A 23,290-nucleotide genomic window follows, 5' to 3' on the forward strand; every position below is an offset into this window, starting at 1 on the left:
GGATCAGGCCGTGGCGGGCGAATCGACCAGCAGGGCCAGTGCCTGCACCACGTCCTGCACGGTGCGCACCGCCTTGAACTGCTCGGGCTTGATCGGCTTGTTGAGCATGGGCTTGAGCTTGACCAGCAGATCGACCGCGTCGATGCTGTCGATGTCCAGGTCTTCGTACAGGCGCGCTTCCGGGCGGATGCGCCCGCGCTCGATCTCGAAGGTTTCCTCGAGCACGGTGGCCACCCGCGCAAAGATTTCGTCATGAGTCATGATGGGCTCCCTTGGTAGTCGGTGGTGCTTGCCGCGCTGGCCGCGGCTGGCGGTATGGTGATCCGCAGGCTCAGGCCGAAGCCTGGCCGGCGCGCTGCGAGGCCACGAAGGCGGCCAGTGCGGTGACGCTGGCGAAACGCGCGCGCATCTCGTCCTTGTCCCCGTTCATGGTCACGCCATAGCGCTTTTGCAGCGCCAGGCCGAGCTCGAGCGCGTCGATCGAATCCAGGCCCAGGCCTTCGATGAACAGCGGCGCGCCGTCGTCGATATCGGCCGGGCCGATGTCTTCGAGCGACAGCGATGAAATGATCAGTTCCTTGATTTCGTGTTCAAGCGCCTTCACGGCGGACCTCCCTGGAAAAAAACTCGGATAGCGATTGGGTCAGATGCCTGACGGCCAGCGCGTCGTCCAGTCCGGACGGCACCCACTGGGCGACGCTGACGTCTTCTCGCACGTCGATGATGTAACGGGGCCTGCGCGCCGGCACGCGATACCACTTTTCACCCTTGGTCAGGGTGGGCGGCTCGCAGCGGATCACCACCGGCGTGAGCGCGAAGCCGCCGCGCACGGCGATATTGGCCGCGCCGCGCTGCAGCCGCAGCGGACCTTGCAATGCGGTGCGCGTGCCCTCGGGAAAGATGACGAGGTTGTTGCCCGCGTTCAGCGAGGCAATGCAGTCGTCCACCATGCCGGCACCGGAATCGTTGCAGACGTAGCCGGTGGCGCGCACCGGCCCGCGCGTAAACGGGTTGCGGGCCAGCCCCGCCTTGACCACGCAGTCGGCCTGGCGCGTCAGCGCGATCAGGAACACCACGTCGATCAGCGAGGGATGGTTGGCCACGATCAGCAGGCCGCTGCGTTGCAGCCGCTCGGGGTGCCGCACCTCGTAGCGGATCACGCCGACGGTGCGCATGAGCAGCAGGAACAGCCGGAAGGCATGGTGGATGATGTTCTTGCACACCCGCTGGCGGCGTGCCGAGGACCACAGCAGCACCGTCATCAGCGGGAATACCGCCACGCGCAGCAGCAAGCCGCCCACGCCGAAGCTGGAGAAGCACAGTCCCGTGGCGCACACGCGCCAGGCACGGTCCAGGCGCTCAACCATGGCGCTGCCACCTCCATGCGCCGCGCTCGCCGCGGTGGCGCAGTTCGGCATCGCCCGCCAGCATGAAGCGCAAGACGTCCAGCCCATGGGGCAGCAAGGCGCCTGGCGTGGCCGGGGCGTCGGCGGCGCTGGTCGCCTCGAGGCTGAACCGGACCTCGCCGGGCTGCGGCCTGGACACGCGCCAGGCCCAGCCGAACAGGCACTCGGGTTCGTCGGCAAAGACCGCGTAGGCGGTGGGCAGCGGCGCCTCGTAGTGCACCAGCAGGACTTCGGCGGCGCCATCGGCCAGCAGGCCGCAGGCTTCCGCCACCGCCGCTTCGACGGTGTCGCGGCCGGCGGCCAGCGCTTGCAGGTTAGCGGGATCGCCGCGGTCGATCGAATACAGTGCCCCGATGGCGTTATGCACGGACAGGCCGAACGCCGTGGGCGACAGGGCCTCGCCGTCGGCGAGGTCGCCGAGCATCTGCAGCGGGCGCAGCGTATCGCCATGGCGCGACGCGAAGATGACGGGAATGCCCTCCACGCCCGGCTGGCAGGCGTAGGCGGGATGGAGAGCGGCCCGGCCTAGCGCGCTGGCGCGCCGGCGCAACATCGGGGCCATGGCGCTCAATGCGGGCAGTTCGTCACCGGCCGGCAGCCAGGGCGCACGGCTCCAGTCAAGCCAGGCTTGCTGCGTGTCTAGTTGTGCTGCACATGCCGCCCATGCGCGAATACCGAATTCCATTGCCATGCCGTTCGCGTTGGGTGGAAGAAATGGCAGCGGCGCTGCCGGCCCGCCGGCGAGCGCTGCGCGCCCAGGTGGCGGGCAGCGCTCTCGCGAGACCTCGCGAAGCGCGCCGGCCAGGCATCGAACAACACTCTGATGACGCAACGTTATCAGGAGATATCAACCGCTCACCGCCTGTTTGCCTCTGTTGACTGCTAATTGCCGCCTGTTTTTCCAGGGCGCCGCCCACATGCCATGGGCCGCAACCTGCATTTCCGAAATAACGGCAAAAAGCGCGCAAAACTAACCTCGGGGCGTGATCAGGACCGCGGAAACCCCTGGTGTGGCGCAAGAAATATATTCAGCAAATAGGACGAATCTGACCTGCGCATTTTGTCAGGGCCGAATTCTCGCACAAAGGGACATCGGAAGGCGATGCGAGATCGTTAAGAAGGTTCGCAAATGTAACGACCGGGGCGCGGCTGCGCGATGGCACCGCTGGGGGCCGCGCCGGGGGCCGTGCTGGGGGCCGTGCTGGGGGCCGTGCTGGGAGCCGCGCCGGGGGCCGGGCAGGCCGGAAGGGCCGCCGGAGGCCGCCTGGCAGCGGATCGGCGGTGAGGAGGGTGCGCGCCGGGCGCGGTCGCGAGCGGCGCACCGGGAGCCTGCAGACGGCTCCCGGCGGGTGCGGCGCGGGAGTCTCAGCGCGCCGCCAGGATCTTCCCGCTGACCTCGCCGAAGCCGACGCGATAGCCGTCGCCCTGGCACCAGCCGGTCATGATCACCTCGTCGCCGTCTTCGAGGAAGCCGCGCTTGGCGCCGTCGGCCAGCGTGAGCGGCTCGGCGCCGTTGCGGGTGGATTCCAGCAGGCTCCCGTAGGAGTCCGGCGTGGTGCCGCTGATGGTGCCGGAACCCATCAGGTCGCCCACGCGCACGTTGCAGCCGGAGACGGTGTGGTGGGCGAGCTGCTGCACCATGGTCCAGTACATGGCCTTGAAGTTGGTGTGGCAGACCGTGGTGGCATGCGCGGAGCCTTCCGGGCGCAAGGCGACTTCGAGCGCGATATCGTAGGCGTTGCCCTGCTGCTGCAGCAGGTATGGCAAGGGCTCGGGCGACTGCGCGGGATTGTCCCGGCGGAACGGCTCCAGCGCGTCCATGGTCACCACCCACGGAGAAATCGAGGTACCGAAGCCCTTGCTGTTGAACGGCCCCAGCGGCACGTATTCCCACTGCTGGATGTCGCGCGCGCTCCAGTCGTTGAGGATCACCATGCCGAAGATATGCGACGGCGCGTCCGCGGTGCTCACGGCTTCGCCCAGCGCCGACGGCTTGCCGACGATAAACGCCATTTCCAGCTCATAGTCGAGCTTGCGACAGGCGGTGAAGATCGGGCGCGGCTGGTCGGGCGGCTTGATCTGGCCCTTGGGGCGGTGCAGCGGCGTGCCGCTCACCACCACCGAGCTGGCGCGGCCGTTATAGCCGATGGGAATTTCCAGCCAGTTGGGCAGCAAGGCGTTGTCCGGGTCGCGGAACATGCGGCCGACATTGGTAGCGTGCTCGCGCGAGGAATAGAAATCCGTATAGCCGGGAATGTCCACCGGCAGGTGCAGGGTGGCCCAGGCCATCGGCACCAGCGCCTGTTCGTGCAGGGCCGATTTGCCGCGCAGGGTGTCGTCGTCGGTCGACAGCAGGCTGGCCAGGCGCTGGCGGGTCTCGGTCCAGGCCGGCTTGCCGAGTGCGATGAACGCGTTGAGCGTGGCGCCGCCGAACACGCCCTTGACGGCGGGCGGCAGCAGGCCTGCTGCATCCAGCACGGCAAGGTCGACGACGAAATCGCCGATCGCAACGCCCACGCGCGGGCCCTGCCCGTTCGTGGAAAAGATGCCGTACGGCAGGTTCTGCAGCGGGAAATGCGTTACGCCATCGTTGGCGGATTCGATCCAACTTTGCTGGACGGTGGTCATCGGGGGCTCCAAAAGGGAATGTCTATGCCTTGGGGCGCCGGCAGCCTGGCTGCGCCGGCGCCCCGGGATGTGCGGATGGCGCGACGGGCAGGCCAGGGCCTAGCGCCGCGTCGGATCGAAATGCTTCTTCAGCCCTTGCCAGCAGGTGTAGTAATCGTGCTGGAGCTGCGCGGACTCGGCCGCGTACGGCGTGGGCCGGATCACCGCCGGGGTCTCGAACATAAAGGCCATGGTATCGCTGATACGGTGCGGCTGCGACGTATCCGCGGCGGTGGCCTTGGCGAAGGTCTCGGCATCCGGGCCGTGGCCGCTCATGCAGTTGTGCAGGCTGGCGCCGCCCGGCGAGAAACCGTCGGCCTTGGCGTCGTACACGCCCTCGATCAGGCCCATGAACTCGCTGGCAATGTTGCGGTGGAACCAGGGCGGGCGGAAGGTATTCTCCATGGTCAGCCAGCGCGGGCCGAAGATGACGAAGTCGATGGTGTCCACGCCCGGGGTGTCGGACGGACTTTGGAGCACCAGGAAGATCGACGGGTCCGGGTGGTCGAAGCTGATCGAGCCGATGGTGTTGAAACGGCGCAGGTCGTATTTGTACGGCGCATAGTTGCCGTGCCAGGCGACCACGTCGAGCGGCGAGTGCCCGATCGGGGCGTGCCACAGGTTGCCCTGGAACTTGGCCACGAGCTCGAAATCGCCTTCGCGGTCTTCGTACCAGGCATGCGGCGTGAGGAAGTCGCGCGGATTGGCCAGGCCGTTGGAGCCGATCACGCCCAGGTCGGGCAGGCGGAACAGCGCACCGTAGTTCTCGCAGATATAGCCGCGCGCCTGGCCATCGGGAAGTTCGACCCGGAAGCGAACGCCGCGCGGCACCACCACGATTTCCTGCGGTTCCACGTCCAGCAGGCCCATTTCGGTGGCCAGGCGCAGCCGGCCCTGCTGCGGCACGATCAACATCTCGCCATCCGCGTTGTAGAAGAAGCGGCCATCCATCGACTTGTTGGCCAGGTACAGGTGGAGGCCGCAGCCGCTCATGGCTTCGGGGCTGCCGTTGCCTGCCATGGTGACGATGCCGTCGATGAAATCAGTGGGCTCCACCGGCATCTGCGGCGGACTCCAGCGCATCTGGTTGGGCGACGCCGGCACGGTGTCGAAGCGGCTGACGATGCGCGACTGTTCCAGCGCCTTGAACGGCTCGTGCATGGCCGCCGGGCGGATGCGGTAGAGCCAGCTGCGGCGGTTGTGGGCGCGCGGCGCGGTGAAGGCCGTGCCGGAGATCTGCTCGGCGTAAAGGCCATAGGGTGCGCGCTGCGGCGAGTTCTGGCCTTCCGGCAGGGCGCCTGGCAGGGCTTCGGTGGCGAACTCGTTGGCAAAGCCGGACTGGTAGCCGCCCTGGCCTGGCAGGTCGCGCAGTTGCGCTGGTACGTTCTGTTGCGTCTGGGTCATGGACTGGATCTTCCTCTGGTCTTTCCTCTGGGTATGGGGGACGGCCGGCCGCGCGGCGTCAGGCCGCTGCCGCCGGGTCGGCGGCGGGCTGGCGGCCAGCCCGTTCAAGCACGCCCGCGCGGGCGTGCGTCATGGCTTCCTGCAGGACGGCAAGGTCGCCGATATGGTTGGCGAGCAGCAGGATCAGCTGCGCGTTGGCGGACTGGCTCTGGGCATCGGACAAGTCGCGGTGCATATCGATCAGGGCCTCGTAGAAATCGTCCGGCCGGGCGAGATTGGGTTCGGTGTTGAGCGGCATGGGCTGTTCGTCCGGGTGGTCAGGCAATGGCTTCGAGCGCGCTGGCACTACCAGCGCAGGCTGCCGCGCCGGCGCCGTCCTGCCAGCCAAGCGCGCGCCGCAGCGCGGCCTGCACCTGCGCGGGATCGAAGGCGCGCCAGCGCGCGCACACGTGCTGGTCGGGGCGCAACAGATAGACGCTGCCCGGCCGGCCATCGTAGCGATGCGCGAGCAGGCCCTGGCTGTCTTCGAGCAGGATTGCGCCGTGCGGCAGCGCCGGGCCTTGCGCCGCATGTTCCGGCGCGGCCACGCAGACCAGCGCCAGCGGCAGCGGCAGCGGGCCAGCGGCCAGCGCCTGCAAGGCAGACAAGGCGGCCGGCGGCAGGCCCCCTGCCGCCGTGAACACCATCACGGCAAAGCGGTTGCCGAGCTGGCCCAGCAGCCACGCATGCTGGCCGCCCACCTTGACCGGCGCGTCCACGCACGCCGCGCCAGGCACCATGGCGCCGGCGAAGCCGGCTTCATTGCCCGCGCCGGGCGCAGCGTGCGCATCGGGCGTGTTGAGCACCGACTCGTGCAGCACGGCCGGTACCGACAGGCGCCCGCTGTTGACCAGCTGGCGGGCGAAGGCATGGTGGCGCGCCAGGTTCAGCACGGCGTCGCGGAACACGCGGCTCACCGGCGTCTTGGGCGTGATGAAATCGGTCGAGCGCGTGGAGTTGCGGATGTTCTCGTCGGCGGCGAATTCCCGCTCGCTGGCATAGCTGTCGAGCAAGGCGTCGGGCGCGCTGCCTGCCAGCACCAGCCCGAGTTTCCAGGCCAGGTTCTCGGCATCCTGCACGCCGCTGTTGGCGCCGCGCGCGCCGAACGGCGAGACGCGGTGCGCCGCATCCCCCGCGAACAGCACGCGCGCGTGGCGGAAACGGTCCATGCGCTGGCACGAGAAGGTATAGACGCTGACCCACTCCAGCGCGAAATCCACCTCCTCGCCCAGCAAGGCCTTGATGCGCGGGATGACCCGCCCGGGCTGCTTCTCCAGGTCGGGGTCGGCATCCCAGCCGAGCTGGAAATCGATGCGCCAGACGTTGTCGGGCTGGCGGTGCAGCAAGACCGAGTAATTGCGGTTGAACGGCGGGTCGAACCAGAACCATCGCTCGCTGGGAAACGGCGCGGTCATCTTCACGTCGGCGATCAGGAAGCGGTCGTGGAAGACGCGGCCCTTGCTTTCCAGCCCCATGGCCTGCCGCACGGGGCTGCGCGCGCCGTCGGCCACCACCACGTAGCGCGCCTGCAGCGCGTAGTTGCCGTCGGGCGTTTCCACGTCGAGCGTCACCGTGGCATCGTCCTGCGCCAGGCCGGCCACGCGATGCTTCCAGCGGATGGCCAGGTTGGGCAATTCGGCCGCGCGGTCGACCAGATAGCCTTCCACATAGTATTGCTGCAGGTTGATAAAGGCGGGCCGGGCATGCCCGGTCTCGGGCAGCAGGTCAAAGCCGTACACCAGTTCCTCGTCGAAGAAGATCTTGCCGACGTGCCAGCTCACGCCTTTTTCCACCATGCGCGCGCCGCAGCCGAGGCGGTCGAAGATGTCGAGCGTGCGCTTGGCGAAGCAGATCGCGCGCGAGCCGGTGGACAGGGTGCAATCGTCGTCCAGCACGACTACCGGCACGCCTTGCCGGGCCAGGTCGATGGCCGCGGTCAGGCCGACCGGCCCGGCGCCGACCACCACCACCGGATGCACGGAATGCGGCCCGGCGCCCGGCTGCGGCGCCTGCTGTTCGGCACAGCGCTGGTAGGCAAAGGTGCGGGCCTGGTAGTTCGTTTCCATCATGTCTCCATCGTCCAGCCTTGAACGCCGGCGCCGGCCGCTTGGGCGGCTCTGGTGGCGCGGCGGCGGCGGCGGGCCGCCGCTCTTGTGCATCTCTCGCTGCTACTCCTGCTATTCCTGCTATTCCTGCAGCGCCGCCCACATTTCCTTGTCGCGCTGGGCGGTCCAGATGCGCGGGTGCTTGATTCCGCTCGCTTCGTCGAAGGCGCGCGCCACGTCGAACGGCAGGCAATGCTCGTATATGAAAACGTGGCCGAACTGCTCGTCCATGGCGGCGCGCGTATGGGCCATGGCTGCTTTGAGGTCGAGCTTTTGCGCCACCGCCTCCTTGCCCCGCTGCAGCAGCGTGCTGACGAAATCGCGCGTGTAGTCCAGCCCGCGGCCGACCATCTCGGGCGTGGTCAGGACCGGGCCACGGCCGGGCACCAGCGCGGCCGGCTCCAGGGCACGCAGCGCCTCGAGCGTGGCGGGCCACTCCGCGAGCTGCGCGTCGCCGCAATAGCAGGCGGCATCGAATTCGACCAGGTCGCCGGAAAACAGGATCTTCTGGGAGGGAATCCACACCACGGTATCGCCCTTGGTGTGGCCCGGGCCGGGGTGCATGATCCTGACCTCGAGCTTGCCGAGGAACAGCGTCAGCTCGCGCTCGAACACCACGGTCGGCCACGTCAGGCCTGGCACCGTCTCTACGCCCGCGAACAGGCGCGGGAAGCGCTCGATCTCGGACTTCATGTCGGCCTCGCCGCGCTCCGCGATCATCTCGTAGGTGCCCCGGCTGGCGATCACGTTCTGCGCGCCCTCCTTGAAATAGGCCGAGGCGCCCAGCACGCGCACGGCGTGGTAGTGCGACAGCACCACGTGCTTGATCGGCTTGTCGGTGAGGGCCCGGATGCGCGCGATCAGGTCCTGCGCCATGGCCGGCGTGGCGGTCGTATCGACGATCAGCACGCTGTCGTCGCCAATGATCACGCCGGAATTCGGGTCGCCTTCCGCGGTGTACGCATAGGCATTCTCCGAGAGCCTGGTGAAGGTGACCTGCTTCTCCTGCAGGTCCGCCTGCGATGCAAAGGCCTTGCTCATGTCTGCTCCTCTCTTATCGTGGACCGGCCGCCTACGGACACGGCGCCGCCCTGCCCTGCATGGCAAGCCGGCGCCGCAGGGGACTGCGGCGGACGGGAATTGCGCCGGCGGCGGCCTGCCTGCCGCCTGTCATGTCATCTGCTACGCCAGACCGGACCAGACCCGACCAGGCATCACCGAAAATTACACAATACGTAATTCATTTACCTTATCGTAATCGCACAATCGAGACGTGTCAAACCGGCAGCGGCCAGGACGATGCGCGCWTCACTATCGCCATTGAAGGCCGCGGAAGGGCGTAAAGGAAGGCTGGCGCAGCAAAAGGCGCCCGGCGACGCGCGTTGCAGGCGAGGCGGACGGGCCGGATCAGGAGAAAACGGGGAACTGGCGGACTGGCGGACTGGCGGACTGGCGGACTTGGCCGACTTGCGGGCAGGAATGACTGCGTCCCGGGCGCGGGCGCCGGGGCGTCAGCGAGCATATGCGCCGGATGCACGCCGGGCGGATAACCACCCGGGGCAACCACGCAGGCTCGAACAGCAGGCTGGAGGCGTGCCTGCTGCACCGGGACAGACCACGCTACCCCGGCCGCGGATCGGGCCGGGATGGCGAGAATGCTCAGGCGGGCTTGTGACCTTCGCCGGGACTCGACGCGAAGCCGCTACCGACCGGGTTGGACGGTGTCGGGCTGGCGGGAGCAGATGCTGTGGCAGGCGCCTGGCCGGCCATGGAGGCGGCCGTGACGCCGCCGTTGCGGCTGGCTATGAATGCGTTGACGTCKGCAGCGAGATGCTGGGGTGCCAGCACCACTTCCAGTCCGAGCGCCTCGCAAGCCGCGAGGAAAGTGGACATGCGGGGGTCGGCTTGACCCGATTCGGCCCGCAGGTAAGCTTCGCGGGAAATGCCGGCCTTACGGGCGACGTCTTCCTGCTTGAGCTTTCGCGCTCGGCGCAACGCCCGCAGTTGCCGGAACGGTTCGCTAGCGCCTCTTGGCACGGCTGTACTGTTCATGTCGGTCTCCAGTCACCAGTGAAAATAAAAGTGCGCGGACGTGCATTCGAGTATAGAGCACGCAAAGCGTTCCGTATGTAATCAGGGGAACACTTTGTGCAGATTTCTTGAGAGTGCTCGGACAAACCTAACTTACGCCAATCCGTAGGTCCAATAAAGCACAATCTCCTGCCTCCGTGCAAGCTTAACGGACGACTGCAGTTTAGGTTGACGAGAGTGCACACGGCCGATATTGACAAACCGACCGGTCGTGCTATTCTCGTTCCATGCAAAAAGGTCAGCTTACCCGCGCAGCCATCGTCGAACAGGCGCTCGACACCGCCTCCCAGGTGGGGTTCGACCAGTTGTCGCTCGCCACGCTGGCGGCAGACACCAGCATGTCGAAGAGCGGGCTCTACGCTCACTTCAAGTCCAAGGAAGCGCTGCAGCAAGCGGTACTCGCGCTGGCGGTGGAACGCTTCGCCGATGTCGCCGTGCGCCCCGCCCTGCGCCAGCCGCGTGGCACGCGCAGGCTGCAGGCGCTGTTCGACGGCTACCTGCTCTGGCTGGGTGGCTCGATCAACAAGGGCCGCTGCCTGTTCATGGCCCTGAGCCAGGAATACCGCGACCGGCCCGGCGCGACGCGCGACCTGGTGGTGCAGTCGCTCAAGGACTGGCACAGCGTCATTGCCCGCGCGGTCAGCGACGCCATCGAGGAAGGCGACATTTCGCCGGCGCAGGACCCGCGCCAGTTCGCCTTCGAAATGGTCGGCATCGGCATGTCCTTCCAGCAATCCTACAAATTGCTGGGCCGCGAGGACAGCGAGGTCATGGCGCGCCGCGCCTTTGATGCGCTGCTGCGGTGCGCCGAGCTGGCGCAGGCGTCGCGCAAATAGATTCGCCCCGCTTTACCCGGCACGCATGCCGGCCACATGAATAAAGGGAAAGAGGTACACGAGGCAGCCAGGCGCTGTCTTTTTCAGCACAGAAAAATAGCACGACTGGTCGGTCTTGCGGAGCGCAAACGGAAGCGCAAACCGCTGGCAGCCCGTCAGGATGGAAGTCTTCGTTGGAGATTCAGCCGTGACGCAAGCGATTAATCGTCCCACCCAAAAGCGGCATGCCGCACCGGCATTCCCCCCCGCCATGCGCTGGACGCGCCTCTATTGGCAACTCGCCGGACTCGTCCATCCTTCCGGCGCGGCACGTGCGCTGGAACGGACCTGGTTCAGCCCGCCGCGTGGCAAGGGACCGGATGCCGCCGGGCGCGAACTGCTCGGTCAGGCACGCATGGACTGGGCCCTGGTAACCGGACAGGGCGCAAGCCGGCGTGTGCGCGTGTACCGCTGGGGCAGCGAAGGACCGACCGTGCTGCTGGCGCACGGATGGGGCGGCCATGCCGCGCAATGGCAGCCACTGGTGGCACCCCTGCTGGCCGCGGGCATGCGCGTGGTGGCTTTCGATGCCCTTTCCCACGGCGCCTCCGATGCGGGTGCGCGTGGTCCCGCGCAAAGTTCGGTGGTGGAAATGTCGCGCGCCTTGCTGGCCACGGCCTGGCATGCCGGCCCCATCCATGCAGCCATTGCGCACTCGCTCGGCAGCGCCGCGCTGGCGCTGGCCGTGCGCGAAGGCCTCCACCTCGAGGCCGCCGTGATGATCGGTCCGCCGGCCGACATGCGCAGCGCCGCGGCCGCGCTCGCCTGGCGGCTTGGCATCGCCCCGCAGGTGCTGGACCGCATGCAGCAGAACAGCGAGCGCTGGCTGGGCATGCCCTGGTCGGCCTTCAACGTGCCCGCGCTCGGGCATACGCGGCCGGTACCGCCGGCGCTGGTCATCCATGACCGGCAAGACAAGGAAGTCGACTGGGAAAACGGCGCAGCCATCGCCGGCGCCTGGCCGGGCGCAAGCCTGATGACGACCGACGGGCTTGGACACCGGCGCGTGCTGCAGGATGCGGCAGTGATTGCGCGCGCGGTGGCGTTTGTGAGCAGTGCCGGTGCCCCGGCGCGCCCTGTCGCCCCATCCCGCGCCGCCCCTGCCGAGGCTCACGCCTAGTACGGTTCCGATGCTGATGCTGCCTCCCGGTCATTGTCGCCTGCACCGGGGGCCAGCCGCGGCACACGCCTCCAGACCTTGCCAGGCAAGACGGGGTGCGTGGCATTGCCACGTACCCCGAGCGGAAGGATGGTCGGAACGTCTGGCCGTTAATTGCATATCATTCCGTTAGCGCCCCGCACAACAGGATGCGAGGCGGCATCACGCAGACGGGCCAAGGCCCGCCTGCCCGCCTCAAAACCCTTCCAGCACCAGCTTTCCGATCGTCTGACCGCCCTCGAGCATGGCATGCGCGCGCCGCAGGTTTGCCGCATCGATGCGCCCGAGGTTTTCCCCCAGCGTGGTCTGCAGACGCCCGGCGTCGATCAGGCGCGCCACTTCATTGAGCAGGCGATGCTGCTCGATCATGTCCGGCGTGCCGAACATCGAGCGGGTGAACATGAACTCCCAGACGAAGGTCGCGCTCTTGCTCTTCAGGTCGCCGACCGGCAGCGCGCTGGCATTCTCCACGATCGAGCAGATCTTGCCCTGGGGCGCGATCACGGTAGCCATCGCCGGGAAATGGCGATCAGTGTCGTTGAAGCAGAGGATGTAGTCGACGTCGGCAAAGCCCAGGCCGCGCAATTGCCCGGCCATGTCGCCGCGATGGTCGATGGTGTGGTCGGCGCCGAGCTTGCGGCACCAGGCCGCCGATTCGGGACGCGACGCGGTGGCGATGACAGTCAGGCCCGCCAGGGTCTTGGCCAGCTGGATGCCGATGGAACCCACGCCCCCTGCCCCGCCGATGATCAGCACCGAGCGCCCGGCATGCCCGCCCTGCGGCGACACGCCCAGCCGGTCGAACAGCGCCTCCCAGGCCGTGATGGCCGTCAGCGGCAGGGCCGCGGCGTGGGCAAAGTCGAGCGAAGCCGGCTTGTGCCCGACGATACGCTCATCGACCAGGTGGAATTCGCTGTTGGTACCGGGGCGCGTGATGCTGCCGGCGTAGAAGACCGGGTCGCCCGCCTTGAACAAGGTCACTTCCGGCCCGACCGCGGCGACCGTGCCGGCGGCGTCCCAGCCAAGCACGCGCGCTTGCGGCTCGACCTTGTCCTTGGGGGCCCGCACCTTGGTGTCGACCGGGTTGACCGCGATGGCCGCGATCTTGACCAGCAGGTCGCGGCCTTCCGGCACGGGGGTGGCGATATCGATGTCCACCAGGGACTCAGGGTTGTCGATGGGCAGGTAACGCGTCAGGCCAACAGCTTTCATTTTCGGGCTCCTTCATGCAGGTTCGGCGCTGACGAACACATCGATGCGCCATGGGCACAGGGTAGCCCCGATCATCTGCATTGATTAGCCGGAAAATACAACAAGGACTTTCCGCGAAATCAGGAAAGTCCTTGCCAGGCTTCAGGTTCCGGCGCAGCTCACGCTCAGGTGAGGTCTTCCGGCACAGCCCGGTAGCCCATCGGCGCAGTGGTATTGGCATGCACGTACTTCCTGGCATGGGCCTCGCGCATCGGCTTGAGCACGAACATGGCGAGCAGCGCGGACAGCCCGGCCATGCCCGAAGCCAGCATGAACACGGCGTGCCAGTCGCCGGTGGCGGCGGTGATCACGCTGGAGAACGGCACCAGCAGCGCCGCGGTGCCCTTCGCCGTATATAGCAGGCCGGCATTGGTCGCGGCGAACCTGGGGCCGAAGGTGTCGCCGCAGGTAGCCGGGAACAGACTGTAGATCTCGCCCCAGGCGAAGAACACGACGCCCGTCAGCACCACGAACGCAACCGGGTTCTGCCCGTACCTGGCCAGCAGCAGGATGCCGACCGCCTCGATCGCGAAGGCCAGGAACATGGTGTTCTCACGACCGATATTGTCCGAGATCCAGCCGAAGAAAGGCCGGGTCAGGCCATTGAGCACGCGGTCGATGGTGAGCGCGAAGGTCAGCGCCGGCAGCGTCAGGCCGAGCAACGAGACGGGCATGCCGTCGAGGCCGAAATCCTTGGCGATGGGCCCGAGCTGCGCCGTAGCCATCAGGCCGCCGGCCGCCATCATCACGAACATGGCGTACATGACCCAGAAGATGGGCGACGACAGCACCTGGCGCGGCGAGGCGTTATAGGTCGCGGTCTTGACTGCGTCCTTGACCTGGCTGAGTACCTTGGCCGAAGGCGGATAGAGGGCCATGCCCAGGAAGAACACGATCAGCCCCTGGCCCAGTCCGAACCACAGGAAGGTGGCTTCGTACCCGCTGGTCTTGATCATGTTGGCGATCGGCACAACCGTGAGCGCCGAGCCCGCGCCGAAACCCGCGGCGGTAATACCCGCTGCCAGTCCGCGGCGGTTGGGAAACCACTTGAGCGCATTGCCGACGCAGGTGCCGTATACCGCGCCCGCGCCGACCCCGCCGACCGCGGCGGCGAAGTAGAGCATCGGCAGCGACGAAGCGACTGAATTCAGCGCCCACGCCACCGCGCACAGCAGGCCGCCGCCCACCACCACGGGGCGCGGACCGTATTTGTCGACCAGGTAGCCTTCGATCGGCACCAGCCAGGTCTCGGTCACCACGAAGATCGTGAAGGCGACCTGGATCGCAGTACGTCCCCAGTGGTACTTGTCGTCGATCGGATTGACGAAGAGGGTCCAGCCGTACTGCATGTTGGCGATCATCGCCATGCAGATCACGCCAAAACAAAGCTGTACCCAAGGTGAGGCAAAGCGTGACTCGGGCGCGTTTTGCTGATGTTCCATGGTGTGCCTCCTGGTGGCGGGACATGCCGCCTTGTTTTGGGAAGGATGTCTTTTGACACCTCTTGCGGGATGCGCTCACGGCTGCCATGTCCGGGCGCTCCTTTCCGGAGCCCTTCTCTGGCGCGGCTTCCCGGCTGCCTGGGGTCGTTTCAGTGCTATACAGTATGTGATATATCAATATAGTCAAGATGCTTTTCAGCCACCCGGCGGCGGCCCGAAAACGGTCGCGAATGCGCCCCGGCAGCGCCCAAACCCGCGGCCAAGCCCACTGGTGCGCGACACGCATCAACGCCGCCGCGCGACAGGCACGATGGTGCTGACGGATCAATGACTTAGGTCATCGCGGCGCATCAATGGAACGGGGGGAGCAGCGCCTGGCGCGAGGCGAGGAAAGGCGGGGGGAAGGGGCGCGGATGGGCGCAGTCGCCGGGTATCCGGGAAAGTCCCTAGAACAAGTCAGGCAAGGAGGGCGCCGGATGTTCTCAATGTACGGGAGGGAGATGTGATCGGGGCGGCGTGCATCTGGCCCGGAATACTGCACAGGATCGCAGCATGCAGCGGCCAGGAGGGCCTGTTGGCAATCATCGGCGAGGATGCCATGCGGGCTCGGGCCGCAGGCCGAACGGCCCGCCGCCCTGCCCCGCCGGCAGCCTCACGCACGGGCCAGTTGCGGTTCCGCGCCAATGCCGGTGGCAGCGGCACGCGGGCGGCCAATGCCAGCCTTTTCCTGCGACGCGCCAAGTCCGGCAAAGCGGCCGTGCTCCTGCGCGCGCACCAGCACGGCGGTTGGCACGCGAGTGGCGATCAGGAAGGTGACGCCGACGCCAAGGGTGAGCAAACCAAGAGCGAGGCCGAGAAGAAGAACGCTGTCCATCAGAAAACTCCGGTATGGATGGTGAGTAGGAGTTTTCATTATATGCTGCATCGCACTATGTGTAAATATCCTGTATGTAATATATCACGTCGAGTTTTGTAACTACGCGACACCGCCGCGGGCAGTCGGCCGCGCCCTTGCGAGCGCGGCCCGCATGCAACCGGCCCGCCGCGCCTTACCCGACCCGGGCCATCCGCGCCTGTTCGTACTCCATGCCGCGCAGCGCATCCCAGATGGCGGCTGCGTTCGGCTTGAGCGACCGGCTCTTGCGCCGCACCAGCATCACCGAGGACGTTACCTGGGGCCGCAACGGCCGCATCACCGTGGCCGGGCTCAGGCCAGCCGAGTGCGCGCGCGACGGTACGATGCCGATGCCCAGTCCCAGCGCCACCATGCCGAAGATCGCGGCGAAATGGCCGAGCACCTGCAGCGATCCCGCGCGCACGTGATACACGCCGAAGGCCTGCTCCACCGCCGGCTGGATGCCCGAACTCTGGTCCAGCATCAGCACGTTCGCATCGTTGAGATCGCCCCACCCTATCGCTTCGCGCGCGGCAAGCGGATGCTGGGACGGCAGCACGGCATGGAAAGGATCGGCGCAGAGCGCCTCGCAATAGAGATCGTCGCCTGCCTCGGGATTGGTGGCGATGCCGAAATCCACCTCGCCGCTACGCACGCCTTGCAACACGCCGTCGTGCGAACGGTCCTTCAGGCAGATGCCGATGCCGGGCCAGGCCGTGCGGCAGCCCGCCAGCCAGCCCGGCACCGACATCGACGACAGCACCGGATCGGAGGCGATCTGCACCAGGCCCTGGCATGGCCTGCCAGTGCCCTGGCTTTCCCGCAGCGTCTGCTCGACCTCCTCGATCAGGTGGCAGATGCGCTGCGACAAATGCTCTCCGGCGTCGGTCAGTTCCACCTGCCGCGTGGTGCGGTCGAACAGGCGCTGGTCGATCTCGTCTTCGAGCTCTCGCACGCTGCGGCTAATGGCCGACTGCGTGAGCCCGAGTTCGGCCGCGGCGCGGGTGAAGCTTTTCTGGCGGGCTACGGCGGCAAACGCCTTGAGCTGCGGAAGCGAGATATTCATGATGCCCCCTTCTATATGCGCGATGCCCGGCCACCGGGGCCGGGCTGGTGCGTCAGCGATTCTCCGGAAACGGCGCCCTACTCGCTCTTGCGGGGCGACAACCCCGCGAGACAGGCCGCGCTGTCGGCGCCCACCGGCACCGTATCGCCAGCATGACCCGTGATAAAGCGCCTGCGCATCGGCGCGAGTATGAATTTGGCGGACAGCCCCGCGGCAATGGTCACGAGCGCAGCCACCGTGAAGACGGCATCCCATCCGCCGCGCGCCGACAGCACCGAGGCCAGCGGCACCAGCATCGCTGCCGTGCCCTTTGCGGTGTAGAGCGTGCCGGCATTGGCCGCCGCGAACTTGCTGCCGAAGGTATCGGCGCACAGCGCCGGGAAGATCGAGAAGATCTCGCCCCAGAACAGGAAGGTCAGCGCGGCGAACGTCATGAACCAGTACGGGTTATGGCCGAACTGCATCAGCCCGAGCAGCGACAGCCCCTCGCCGATGAAAATGAAGAACATGGTGTTCTCCCGCCCGATCCGATCGGAGATAAAGCCGCACAGCGGCCGGGTCAGCCCGTTGCAGAGGTTGTCGATCGACAGCGTCATGGTCAGCAGCGGCAGCGTGAAGCCCAGCATCGTCACGGGCATCGAGGCGAAACCGAAATCGCGCGCGATGGGACCCAGTTGCGCGGTGGCCATGATGCCGCCCGCGGCCACCGCCACGAACGAGGCATAGATGACCCAGAACACCGGCGTCCTGACCATGCGCCCCGGCGTGAACTCGATCGGGTTGGTCAGCACCGCCCTGGCCGCCACGGCGCCTGCTGGCGGGCGCGGCTTGACCAGGAGCAAGGCCATCAGCAGGATGCAGACACCCTGCAGGATCCCGAACGTGATGAAGGCATGCTCGTAGCCCGAGCGCTGGATCATGTTGGCGATGGGAATCACCGTGAGCGCGGAGCCCGCCCCGAAGCCGGCCGCGGTCAGGCCGGCGGCAAGGCCGCGCTTGTCCGGGAACCACTTGAGCGCGTTGCCCACGCAGGTGCCGTAGACCCCGCCCGCGCCGATGCCCGCGATCACTGCCGCCAGGTAAAGCTGCGGCAGGCTGGTGGCATAGGCATTGATGACCCATGCCAGTCCCGCGCACACCGCGCCGCAAGCCACCACCGGGCGCGGTCCCAGCTTGTCGACCAGCCAGCCTTCCAGCGGGACCAGCCAGGTTTCCGTCACGATGAAAATGGAGAATGCTATCTGGATCGCCGACTCACCCCAATGATGCTTGGCGTTCATCGGCCCGACAAAGAGTGTCCAGCCATACTGGAGATTGGCCACCAGCCCCATGCAGACCACGCCGATCGCCAACTGGAACCAGCGATTGCGAAGCCAGCCGGAGCGGCCGTGGGCGGAGGCCGCCGTCGTGTCGTGCGTCATGTCGTGTCTCCTGCATAGTGCTGTCGCGCTCTGCGGCGCGAAGGGAAGGCTTCTCTGCTAGGGGGAGCCCTTGGTCACTACTGATTGAGCGCGCCTGACATTGCGGCACGTGCATCCGTGGACTGATGCTAGGTCAAACTAAGTTCGACACAGCATAAAGTTTTTTATTATTATCATTAACGATCCCTTATACATCGGGCGGAACAGTGCATGAAGAACGCGACGCTGCGCCAGCTGAAGGTTTTCGAGACGGTTGCCCGGCACCTGAGCTTCTCGCGCGCCGCCGAGGAGCTGCACCTGACCCAGCCCGCCGTATCCACGCAAGTGCGGCAGCTGGAGGGGCATGTCGGCCTGCCGCTGTTCGAGCAGCTGGGCAAGAAGATCTATCTCACGCCAGCCGGCATCGAGATGCTGAATTACAGCCGCAGCATCATGCAGCAATTCCGCGAAGCGGAAGATGCCATGTCGCAACTCAAGGGCATCTCCGGCGGACGGCTCAACGTCGCCGTCATCAGCGCAGGCGACTATTTCTTCCCCCGCCTGCTTGCGCAGTTCATGCAGCGCCATGACGGCGTCACGCTGAATCTTGCGGTGCACAACCGCGAAGAATTGCTGCACCAGCTTGCCGGCAACCTCACCGACCTTGCCGTGATGGTGAGGCCGCCCGAGGGCATGGATACCATCAGCGAACCGTTCGCGCCCCATCCCTACGTGATCGTCGCCGCGCCCAACCACCGACTGGTGAGCGAGCGCAACATCCCGCTGGCGGCACTGGCCGACGAGGCCTTCGTCGCACGCGAGAAGGGCTCGGACACCTGGAACTCCATGCAGGAAGGCTTTGCCGGGCGCCTGTCCAACCTGCGCATCGCCATGGAGATCAAGAGCACCGAAACCATCAAGCAGGCCGTGATCGCGAACATGGGCATCGCCTTCCTGTCCGCCCACACCGTCGGGCTCGAACTGCAGACCGGCAACCTGGCCGTGCTCGATATCGAAGGCTTCCCGGTGATGCTCAACTGGTACGTGGTACACCGCAAGAACAAGCGCCTGCCGCCGGTCGCGCTCGCCTTCAAGCATTTCCTGATGGAAGAAGGCGCCAGCCTGATCCAGCGCATCACCGGCGTGGAGAAGCTGATCAGGCCACAGCGTCAGCCGTAGTGGACAGACGCGCGGATCGATCCCGAATCCATAAACGATTCATTATGATTTCATGATCTAACTTTAATTATCGTTAATTGATCGACAACCCTAAGCTTCGACTCAGGCCAACCCCTGCAAAGCGCCCGAAGGAGTCCGATCATGAACCAGATCCAGTCCGCAGCCCCCGCCGCCATCCATGCCGACGCCGCCATCGCGCCCCGCGCGGTCGACAGTACGCTCGACGAGCGACAGCTAGCCGCCTACAACGCAGCCTTCACCGAACTGGGCCTGCGCTTTCGCTGGGACCGCGAGATGTTCGCCTGGCTGTGCGGCATCGAATGCGAGCAAAGCCGCATTGCGCGCTATATCGAGCAATACCATGCGCACCTGCTCAAGGCCTACGATGCCGAATTCCTCAGCCGGCTGATCTTCGACAAGAAATGCGACTACCTGCGCGCCATGGCGAGCCAGGCCAACTGAGCCGGGCCACCGCGAAGCGCCGCCCGCCGGCGCTTCGCTCCCCCCTGGCACCGCCCCCCCGAATCGCTCCGATAGTGCGCTGGCGCACTTAGCCTGCGTGCGTGGCCCGCTAATGTCGACCTACCTGTCGAAACAATGGGAGGCGGCCATGGAGCCCTCGCATTCGGTACGCGGAAGCGGTGCGCCTGCCACGCTCGCGGAACGCCGCGAAGGCGCCTTCGCCAGTACGCGCGACCTGCCGCTGCAGACCTGCCCCATCGAGGCCGCCTGGATCCGTGCCGGCGAGCCGCAGTCGCGTGCCGCCACGCACTCGCGCTCGATCGACGGCATGGCCAGCACCAGCCTCTGGGAATGCACCGGCGGCGCCTTTCAGTGGCACTACGGCTGGGAGGAAACCGTGCTGATCCTGGAGGGCAAGGTCAAGGTGACCAGCCCGGGCGGGCGCGTCCATATGCTGCAGCCTGGCGACATTGCCTATTTCCCCGCCAATACCACGTGGCTGTGGGAGGTGGACGGCTATGTGCGCAAAGTGGCGTTCTGCCGCCGGCAAGTGCCCGTCACGCTGCGCCTGGCCACGCGCGTGCTGGCGCGCCTGAACGTCACCAACCACCTCGGCGAGGCATGCGGCACGGTGCTGGCCAGGCTGCGCCGCCTGCCCGCGCGGGCAGGCCTGCGCGATACTTCCGCGCTGACACTGCTGATGAGCCTGCCACTGTAGGCATGCCGGAGCCGGGCGCGCGCACAGCCACGCCGCGGCCCGGCGGGCCACCGGCCTAGCCGCGCATGTGGTTGACCAGCGCGCCGATGCCGTCGATGCTGACCTCGACCACGGCCCCGTCCTTCATCGAACCTACGCCGAGCGAGGTGCCGCAGGCAATCACGTCGCCGGGCATGAGCGTAAGGTCCTGCGAAATCAGGCTGACCTGCTGCTCCGGCGAGAAGACCAGGTCGGAAAGCGGATAGTTCTGCCGCTCCGCCCCGTCCAGCCGCGTGATCACGCGCGCCGCGCGCCAGTCCAGTTCCGTGACGATGGCCGGGCCGATGCAGCCAAAGGTATCGAAACCCTTGGCGCGGCACCACTGCGGGAAATTCGGGTCTGCGCCGATCAGCTCCGCCGCGGTGACATCGTTGACCACGGTATAGCCGAAGATATGCGTCGCGGCCTCTTCCGGCGCCACGTTGCGGCAGCGCCGGCCGATCACGATGCCGAGTTCGCCTTCGTACACGATCTTGCCCGCGTAGCTGCGCGGCCGCAGGATGGCGTCGCCAGGACCGGCCAGCGAACTTGCCGGCTTGATCAGGAACAGCGGGTGCCCTGGCACGGGCTTGTCCAGCTTGCGCGCCAATGCGTGGAAGTTGTTCCACAGCGCCACCACCTTGCCCGGCTCGCACGGGCTGAGCAGGCGCAGGCCTTCGCGCGCCAGCATGGCGCCGGTGGGGCGCGGGTTCGCAAAGCCGGGGCCATCGTATTCGGCCACGCGATCGCCCTCGATGCGTCCGAAGCCGGTCTCGCCATCGCCTGTCTGGAAGCGGATCCAAGTCTGCACGGAAAACTCCTCCGGCGGGCGCGGCTCCCCGCCGCTGCCCGCCTTTGTGCCGCGTTGTCGTCGTCAGGGCCCGCTCGGCGCGCGCCCCTCTCCCCTGGGTCGATGATTCAGATCTTCCCCGCCCCGCGCGCCCACTTGTATTTGGCGCCCAGCACCGCAACGGGGATCTCGGTCGAGTAGGCATAGGCTGGCACGCCGTGTTCGTACAGGTACTCTGCGGCCTCCTCCACCTGCACGTCGCCGGCCAGCGAGGCCACGATGGGCTTCTCGATGCCGCGCGCCGCCATCTCTTGCTTCACCTCCACCACCAGCTTGGCGAACACCATCGGCGGCGTGATGATGGTGTGCCAGTAGCCGAGGATGATGGCGTGGATGCGCGGGTCTTCCATGCCCAGGCGCAGCGTGTTCTTGTAGGTGGAAGGCGGCTCGCCGCCGGTGATGTCGACCGGGTTGCCGGCCGCGCCGAACGGCGGGATGAACTTGCGGAACGCCGCGTCGAGGTCGTCCGGCATGGTCATCAGGGACAAGTTGTTGTCCACGCAGGCATCCGACAACAGCACGCCGGAGCCGCCGGCGCCCGTGATGATCACCACGTTCTCGCCCTTGGGCACGGGCAGCTTGGGAATGCCGCGCGCGTACTCCAGCAGATCGCGCAGCGAGCGGGCGCGAATCACGCCGCACTGCTTGAACACGTCCTCGTAGATCTTGTCGTTGCCGGCCAGGGCGCCGGTGTGCGAGCTGGCGGCGCGCGCGCCCAGGCTGGTGCGCCCGGCCTTGAGCACCACCACCGGCTTTTTCCTCGAGACCCGGCGCGCGGCCTCGGCGAAGGCGCGGCCGTCCTTCAGGTCCTCGCAATGCTGGGCGATGATCTCGGTGTGCTCGTCCTGCTCGAAGAAGGTCAGCAGGTCGTCTTCGTCGATATCGGACTTGTTGCCCAGTCCGACGATGGCGGACACGCCCATCTTGGCCGAGCGCGAGAAGCCGATGATGGCCATGCCGATGCCGCCCGACTGCGACGACAGCGCCGCCTTGCCCTTGACGTCGTATGGCGTGCAGAAGGTCGCGCAGAGATTCTTCGGCGTGTAGTAGAAGCCGTAGATATTGGGCCCCATCAGGCGGATGCCGTGCTTGCGCGCAATGGCCACGATCTCTTCCTGGCCGTCCACGTTGCCGGTCTCGGCAAAGCCGGACGGAATCAGCACCGCGCCGGGGATCTGCTTGCGGCCCACTTCCTCAAGCGCGCCTGCCACCAGCTTGGCGGGAATGGCGAACACCGCCACGTCCACCTCGCCCGGCACATCGAGCACGCTCTTGTAGGCGGTCATGCCCATGATCTCGCCGCCCTTGGGATGGATCGGGTAGATCTTGCCCTGGTAGCCGCCGTTGATCAGGTTCTTCATCACCGAGTTGCCAATCTTGCCGTCCTCGGCGGAGGCACCGATCACCGCCACGGCATCGGGCCGCATGATCCGGTTCATCTGCTGCACGATCTCGTCCTGGCCCGGCCGGTAGCGTTGCGGCTGCGGCGCGAAATCGACCACGATGCGCACGTCGGCGGCGATGGCGCCGTCCTTGCTGGCGAACACCGGGTTGAGGTCGAGTTCGGCGATCTCGGGGAAATCGTTCACCAGCTCGGACACACGCCGGATCATGCCGGCCAGCGCCTCGCGGTTGGCCGGCTCGGCGCCGCGCACGCCTCTGAGCACCTCGGCCGCGGCGATGCCGTCAAGCATCGACAACGCTTCTTCCTCGCTGGCCGGCGCCAGGCGGAAGGTGATGTCCTTGAGCACCTCCACCAGCACGCCGCCCAGGCCGAAGGCCACCAGCTTGCCGAAGGAAGGATCGGTGACGGCGCCGATGATGACCTCCTGCCCGCCGGTGATCATCTGCTGCACCTGTACGCCCACGATATTGGCCTGCGCGTTGTACTTGTGCGCGTTCTCGACAATGCGCAGGTAGCCGTTCTCGACTTCGGCGGCATCCTTCAGGCCGACCAGCACGCCGCCCGCCTCGGTCTTGTGCAGGATGTCCGGCGAGACGATCTTCAGCACCACCGGATAGCCCATCTTCGCCGCCAGCTCCACCGCGCCGGTGGGTGTCTTCGCCACGCCTTCGCCGGGCACGGCAATGCCATAGGCGTCGCACACCAGCTTGCCTTCAGGCGCCGTCAATGCGTCACGCCCCTCTTGTTTCACAGCGGCGAGAATCTTCCGCACCGCGTCTTTGTCGTGTGCCATGTCAGGTCTCCAACTGTTCATGGTTTGCATCGGGATGCACCGCCCCGCGCCCTCGCGGTCGACGC

General features: G+C 66.7%; 22 protein-coding genes. 5 read left to right on the forward strand and 17 right to left on the reverse strand.

Features of this window, described 5'->3' with window-relative positions:
- Positions 1-3: 3 nt before the first annotated feature.
- The 10 genes from AB4Z48_RS31665 to AB4Z48_RS31710 all read right to left on the reverse strand — a co-directional run bounded on the left by AB4Z48_RS31665 (position 4) and on the right by AB4Z48_RS31710 (position 9,673).
- Complete coding sequence (locus AB4Z48_RS31665) at positions 4-261, reverse strand: acyl carrier protein (protein ID WP_441621356.1); 258 nt, start codon at positions 259-261, stop codon at positions 4-6.
- A 70-nt stretch (positions 262-331) separates the two neighbouring features.
- Positions 332-604: a phosphopantetheine-binding protein gene (locus AB4Z48_RS31670; protein ID WP_441621358.1), complete on the reverse strand. Its 273-nt coding sequence runs from the start codon at positions 602-604 to the stop codon at positions 332-334.
- Positions 591-1,367, reverse strand: coding sequence for a lysophospholipid acyltransferase family protein (locus AB4Z48_RS31675; protein ID WP_441621360.1), 777 nt, complete (start codon positions 1,365-1,367; stop codon positions 591-593). The genes AB4Z48_RS31670 and AB4Z48_RS31675 overlap by 14 nt, the downstream gene beginning before the upstream one ends.
- Complete coding sequence (locus AB4Z48_RS31680; protein WP_441621361.1) at positions 1,360-2,097, reverse strand: beta-ketoacyl synthase chain length factor; 738 nt, start codon at positions 2,095-2,097, stop codon at positions 1,360-1,362. The genes AB4Z48_RS31675 and AB4Z48_RS31680 overlap by 8 nt, the downstream gene beginning before the upstream one ends.
- Positions 2,098-2,771: 674 nt before the next feature.
- Positions 2,772-4,034, reverse strand: coding sequence for a fumarylacetoacetase (gene fahA, locus AB4Z48_RS31685; protein WP_441621363.1), 1,263 nt, complete (start codon positions 4,032-4,034; stop codon positions 2,772-2,774).
- 99 nt (positions 4,035-4,133) lie between these two features.
- Positions 4,134-5,477, reverse strand: coding sequence for a homogentisate 1,2-dioxygenase (gene hmgA / locus AB4Z48_RS31690; RefSeq protein WP_441621365.1), 1,344 nt, complete (start codon positions 5,475-5,477; stop codon positions 4,134-4,136).
- A 58-nt stretch (positions 5,478-5,535) separates the two neighbouring features.
- Positions 5,536-5,775 (reverse strand): DUF2783 domain-containing protein, encoded by a 240-nt coding sequence (locus AB4Z48_RS31695; RefSeq protein WP_441621367.1) that lies wholly within the window; start codon positions 5,773-5,775, stop codon positions 5,536-5,538.
- A 19-nt stretch (positions 5,776-5,794) separates the two neighbouring features.
- Complete coding sequence (locus tag AB4Z48_RS31700; RefSeq protein WP_441621441.1) at positions 5,795-7,582, reverse strand: FAD-dependent oxidoreductase; 1,788 nt, start codon at positions 7,580-7,582, stop codon at positions 5,795-5,797.
- Positions 7,583-7,702: 120 nt separating this feature from the next.
- Positions 7,703-8,662 carry an MBL fold metallo-hydrolase gene (locus AB4Z48_RS31705; RefSeq protein ID WP_441621369.1) on the reverse strand — a complete coding sequence of 320 codons (960 nt, stop codon included), beginning with the start codon at positions 8,660-8,662 and terminating at the stop codon, positions 7,703-7,705.
- 618 nt (positions 8,663-9,280) lie between these two features.
- Positions 9,281-9,673 (reverse strand): helix-turn-helix domain-containing protein, encoded by a 393-nt coding sequence (locus AB4Z48_RS31710; RefSeq protein WP_441621371.1) that lies wholly within the window; start codon positions 9,671-9,673, stop codon positions 9,281-9,283.
- 266 nt (positions 9,674-9,939) lie between these two features.
- On the opposite strand from AB4Z48_RS31710, the gene AB4Z48_RS31715 reads away from it, so the two are divergent.
- Positions 9,940-10,548: a TetR/AcrR family transcriptional regulator gene (locus tag AB4Z48_RS31715; RefSeq protein WP_441621373.1), complete on the forward strand. Its 609-nt coding sequence runs from the start codon at positions 9,940-9,942 to the stop codon at positions 10,546-10,548.
- A 250-nt stretch (positions 10,549-10,798) separates the two neighbouring features.
- Complete coding sequence (locus tag AB4Z48_RS31720) at positions 10,799-11,707, forward strand: alpha/beta fold hydrolase (RefSeq protein ID WP_441621443.1); 909 nt, start codon at positions 10,799-10,801, stop codon at positions 11,705-11,707.
- 234 nt (positions 11,708-11,941) lie between these two features.
- Here the strand turns inward: AB4Z48_RS31720 and AB4Z48_RS31725 are convergent, their stop codons facing one another.
- The 5 genes from AB4Z48_RS31725 to oxlT (AB4Z48_RS31745) form a co-directional block, all read right to left on the reverse strand.
- A complete protein-coding gene (locus AB4Z48_RS31725) occupies positions 11,942-12,958 on the reverse strand; it encodes a zinc-binding alcohol dehydrogenase family protein (RefSeq protein WP_441621375.1) in 1,017 nt (338 codons plus the stop codon).
- Positions 12,959-13,122: 164 nt separating this feature from the next.
- Positions 13,123-14,439 carry an oxalate/formate MFS antiporter gene (oxlT, locus tag AB4Z48_RS31730; RefSeq protein ID WP_441621377.1) on the reverse strand — a complete coding sequence of 439 codons (1,317 nt, stop codon included), beginning with the start codon at positions 14,437-14,439 and terminating at the stop codon, positions 13,123-13,125.
- 652 nt (positions 14,440-15,091) lie between these two features.
- Positions 15,092-15,313 (reverse strand): hypothetical protein, encoded by a 222-nt coding sequence (locus AB4Z48_RS31735; RefSeq protein WP_441621379.1) that lies wholly within the window; start codon positions 15,311-15,313, stop codon positions 15,092-15,094.
- Between the two features lie 175 nt (positions 15,314-15,488).
- Entirely contained in the window at positions 15,489-16,400 is a 912-nt protein-coding gene (locus AB4Z48_RS31740; protein ID WP_441621381.1) for a LysR family transcriptional regulator, read from the reverse strand.
- 77 nt (positions 16,401-16,477) lie between these two features.
- Entirely contained in the window at positions 16,478-17,821 is a 1,344-nt protein-coding gene (gene oxlT, locus AB4Z48_RS31745; RefSeq protein WP_441621382.1) for an oxalate/formate MFS antiporter, read from the reverse strand.
- A gap of 210 nt (positions 17,822-18,031) precedes the next feature.
- Here oxlT (AB4Z48_RS31745) and AB4Z48_RS31750 point away from each other — a divergent pair, with 210 nt between their 5' ends.
- The 3 genes from AB4Z48_RS31750 (at position 18,032) to AB4Z48_RS31760 (ending at position 20,159) form a co-directional block, all read left to right on the forward strand.
- Positions 18,032-18,979, forward strand: coding sequence for a LysR family transcriptional regulator (locus AB4Z48_RS31750; RefSeq protein WP_441621384.1), 948 nt, complete (start codon positions 18,032-18,034; stop codon positions 18,977-18,979).
- A gap of 141 nt (positions 18,980-19,120) precedes the next feature.
- Complete coding sequence (locus AB4Z48_RS31755) at positions 19,121-19,441, forward strand: LysR family transcriptional regulator (protein WP_441621386.1); 321 nt, start codon at positions 19,121-19,123, stop codon at positions 19,439-19,441.
- 148 nt (positions 19,442-19,589) lie between these two features.
- A complete protein-coding gene (locus tag AB4Z48_RS31760) occupies positions 19,590-20,159 on the forward strand; it encodes a cupin domain-containing protein (RefSeq protein ID WP_441621388.1) in 570 nt (189 codons plus the stop codon).
- Between the two features lie 55 nt (positions 20,160-20,214).
- Here AB4Z48_RS31760 and AB4Z48_RS31765 read toward each other — a convergent pair whose 3' ends face one another.
- Positions 20,215-20,988: a fumarylacetoacetate hydrolase family protein gene (locus AB4Z48_RS31765; protein ID WP_441621390.1), complete on the reverse strand. Its 774-nt coding sequence runs from the start codon at positions 20,986-20,988 to the stop codon at positions 20,215-20,217.
- 107 nt (positions 20,989-21,095) lie between these two features.
- Positions 21,096-23,225 carry an acetate--CoA ligase family protein gene (locus tag AB4Z48_RS31770; protein WP_441621392.1) on the reverse strand — a complete coding sequence of 710 codons (2,130 nt, stop codon included), beginning with the start codon at positions 23,223-23,225 and terminating at the stop codon, positions 21,096-21,098.
- Between the last annotated feature and the right edge of the window lie 65 nt (positions 23,226-23,290).

The sequence above is a fragment of the Cupriavidus sp. 2TAF22 genome, assembly GCF_052115045.1.
Classification (GTDB): domain Bacteria; phylum Pseudomonadota; class Gammaproteobacteria; order Burkholderiales; family Burkholderiaceae; genus Cupriavidus.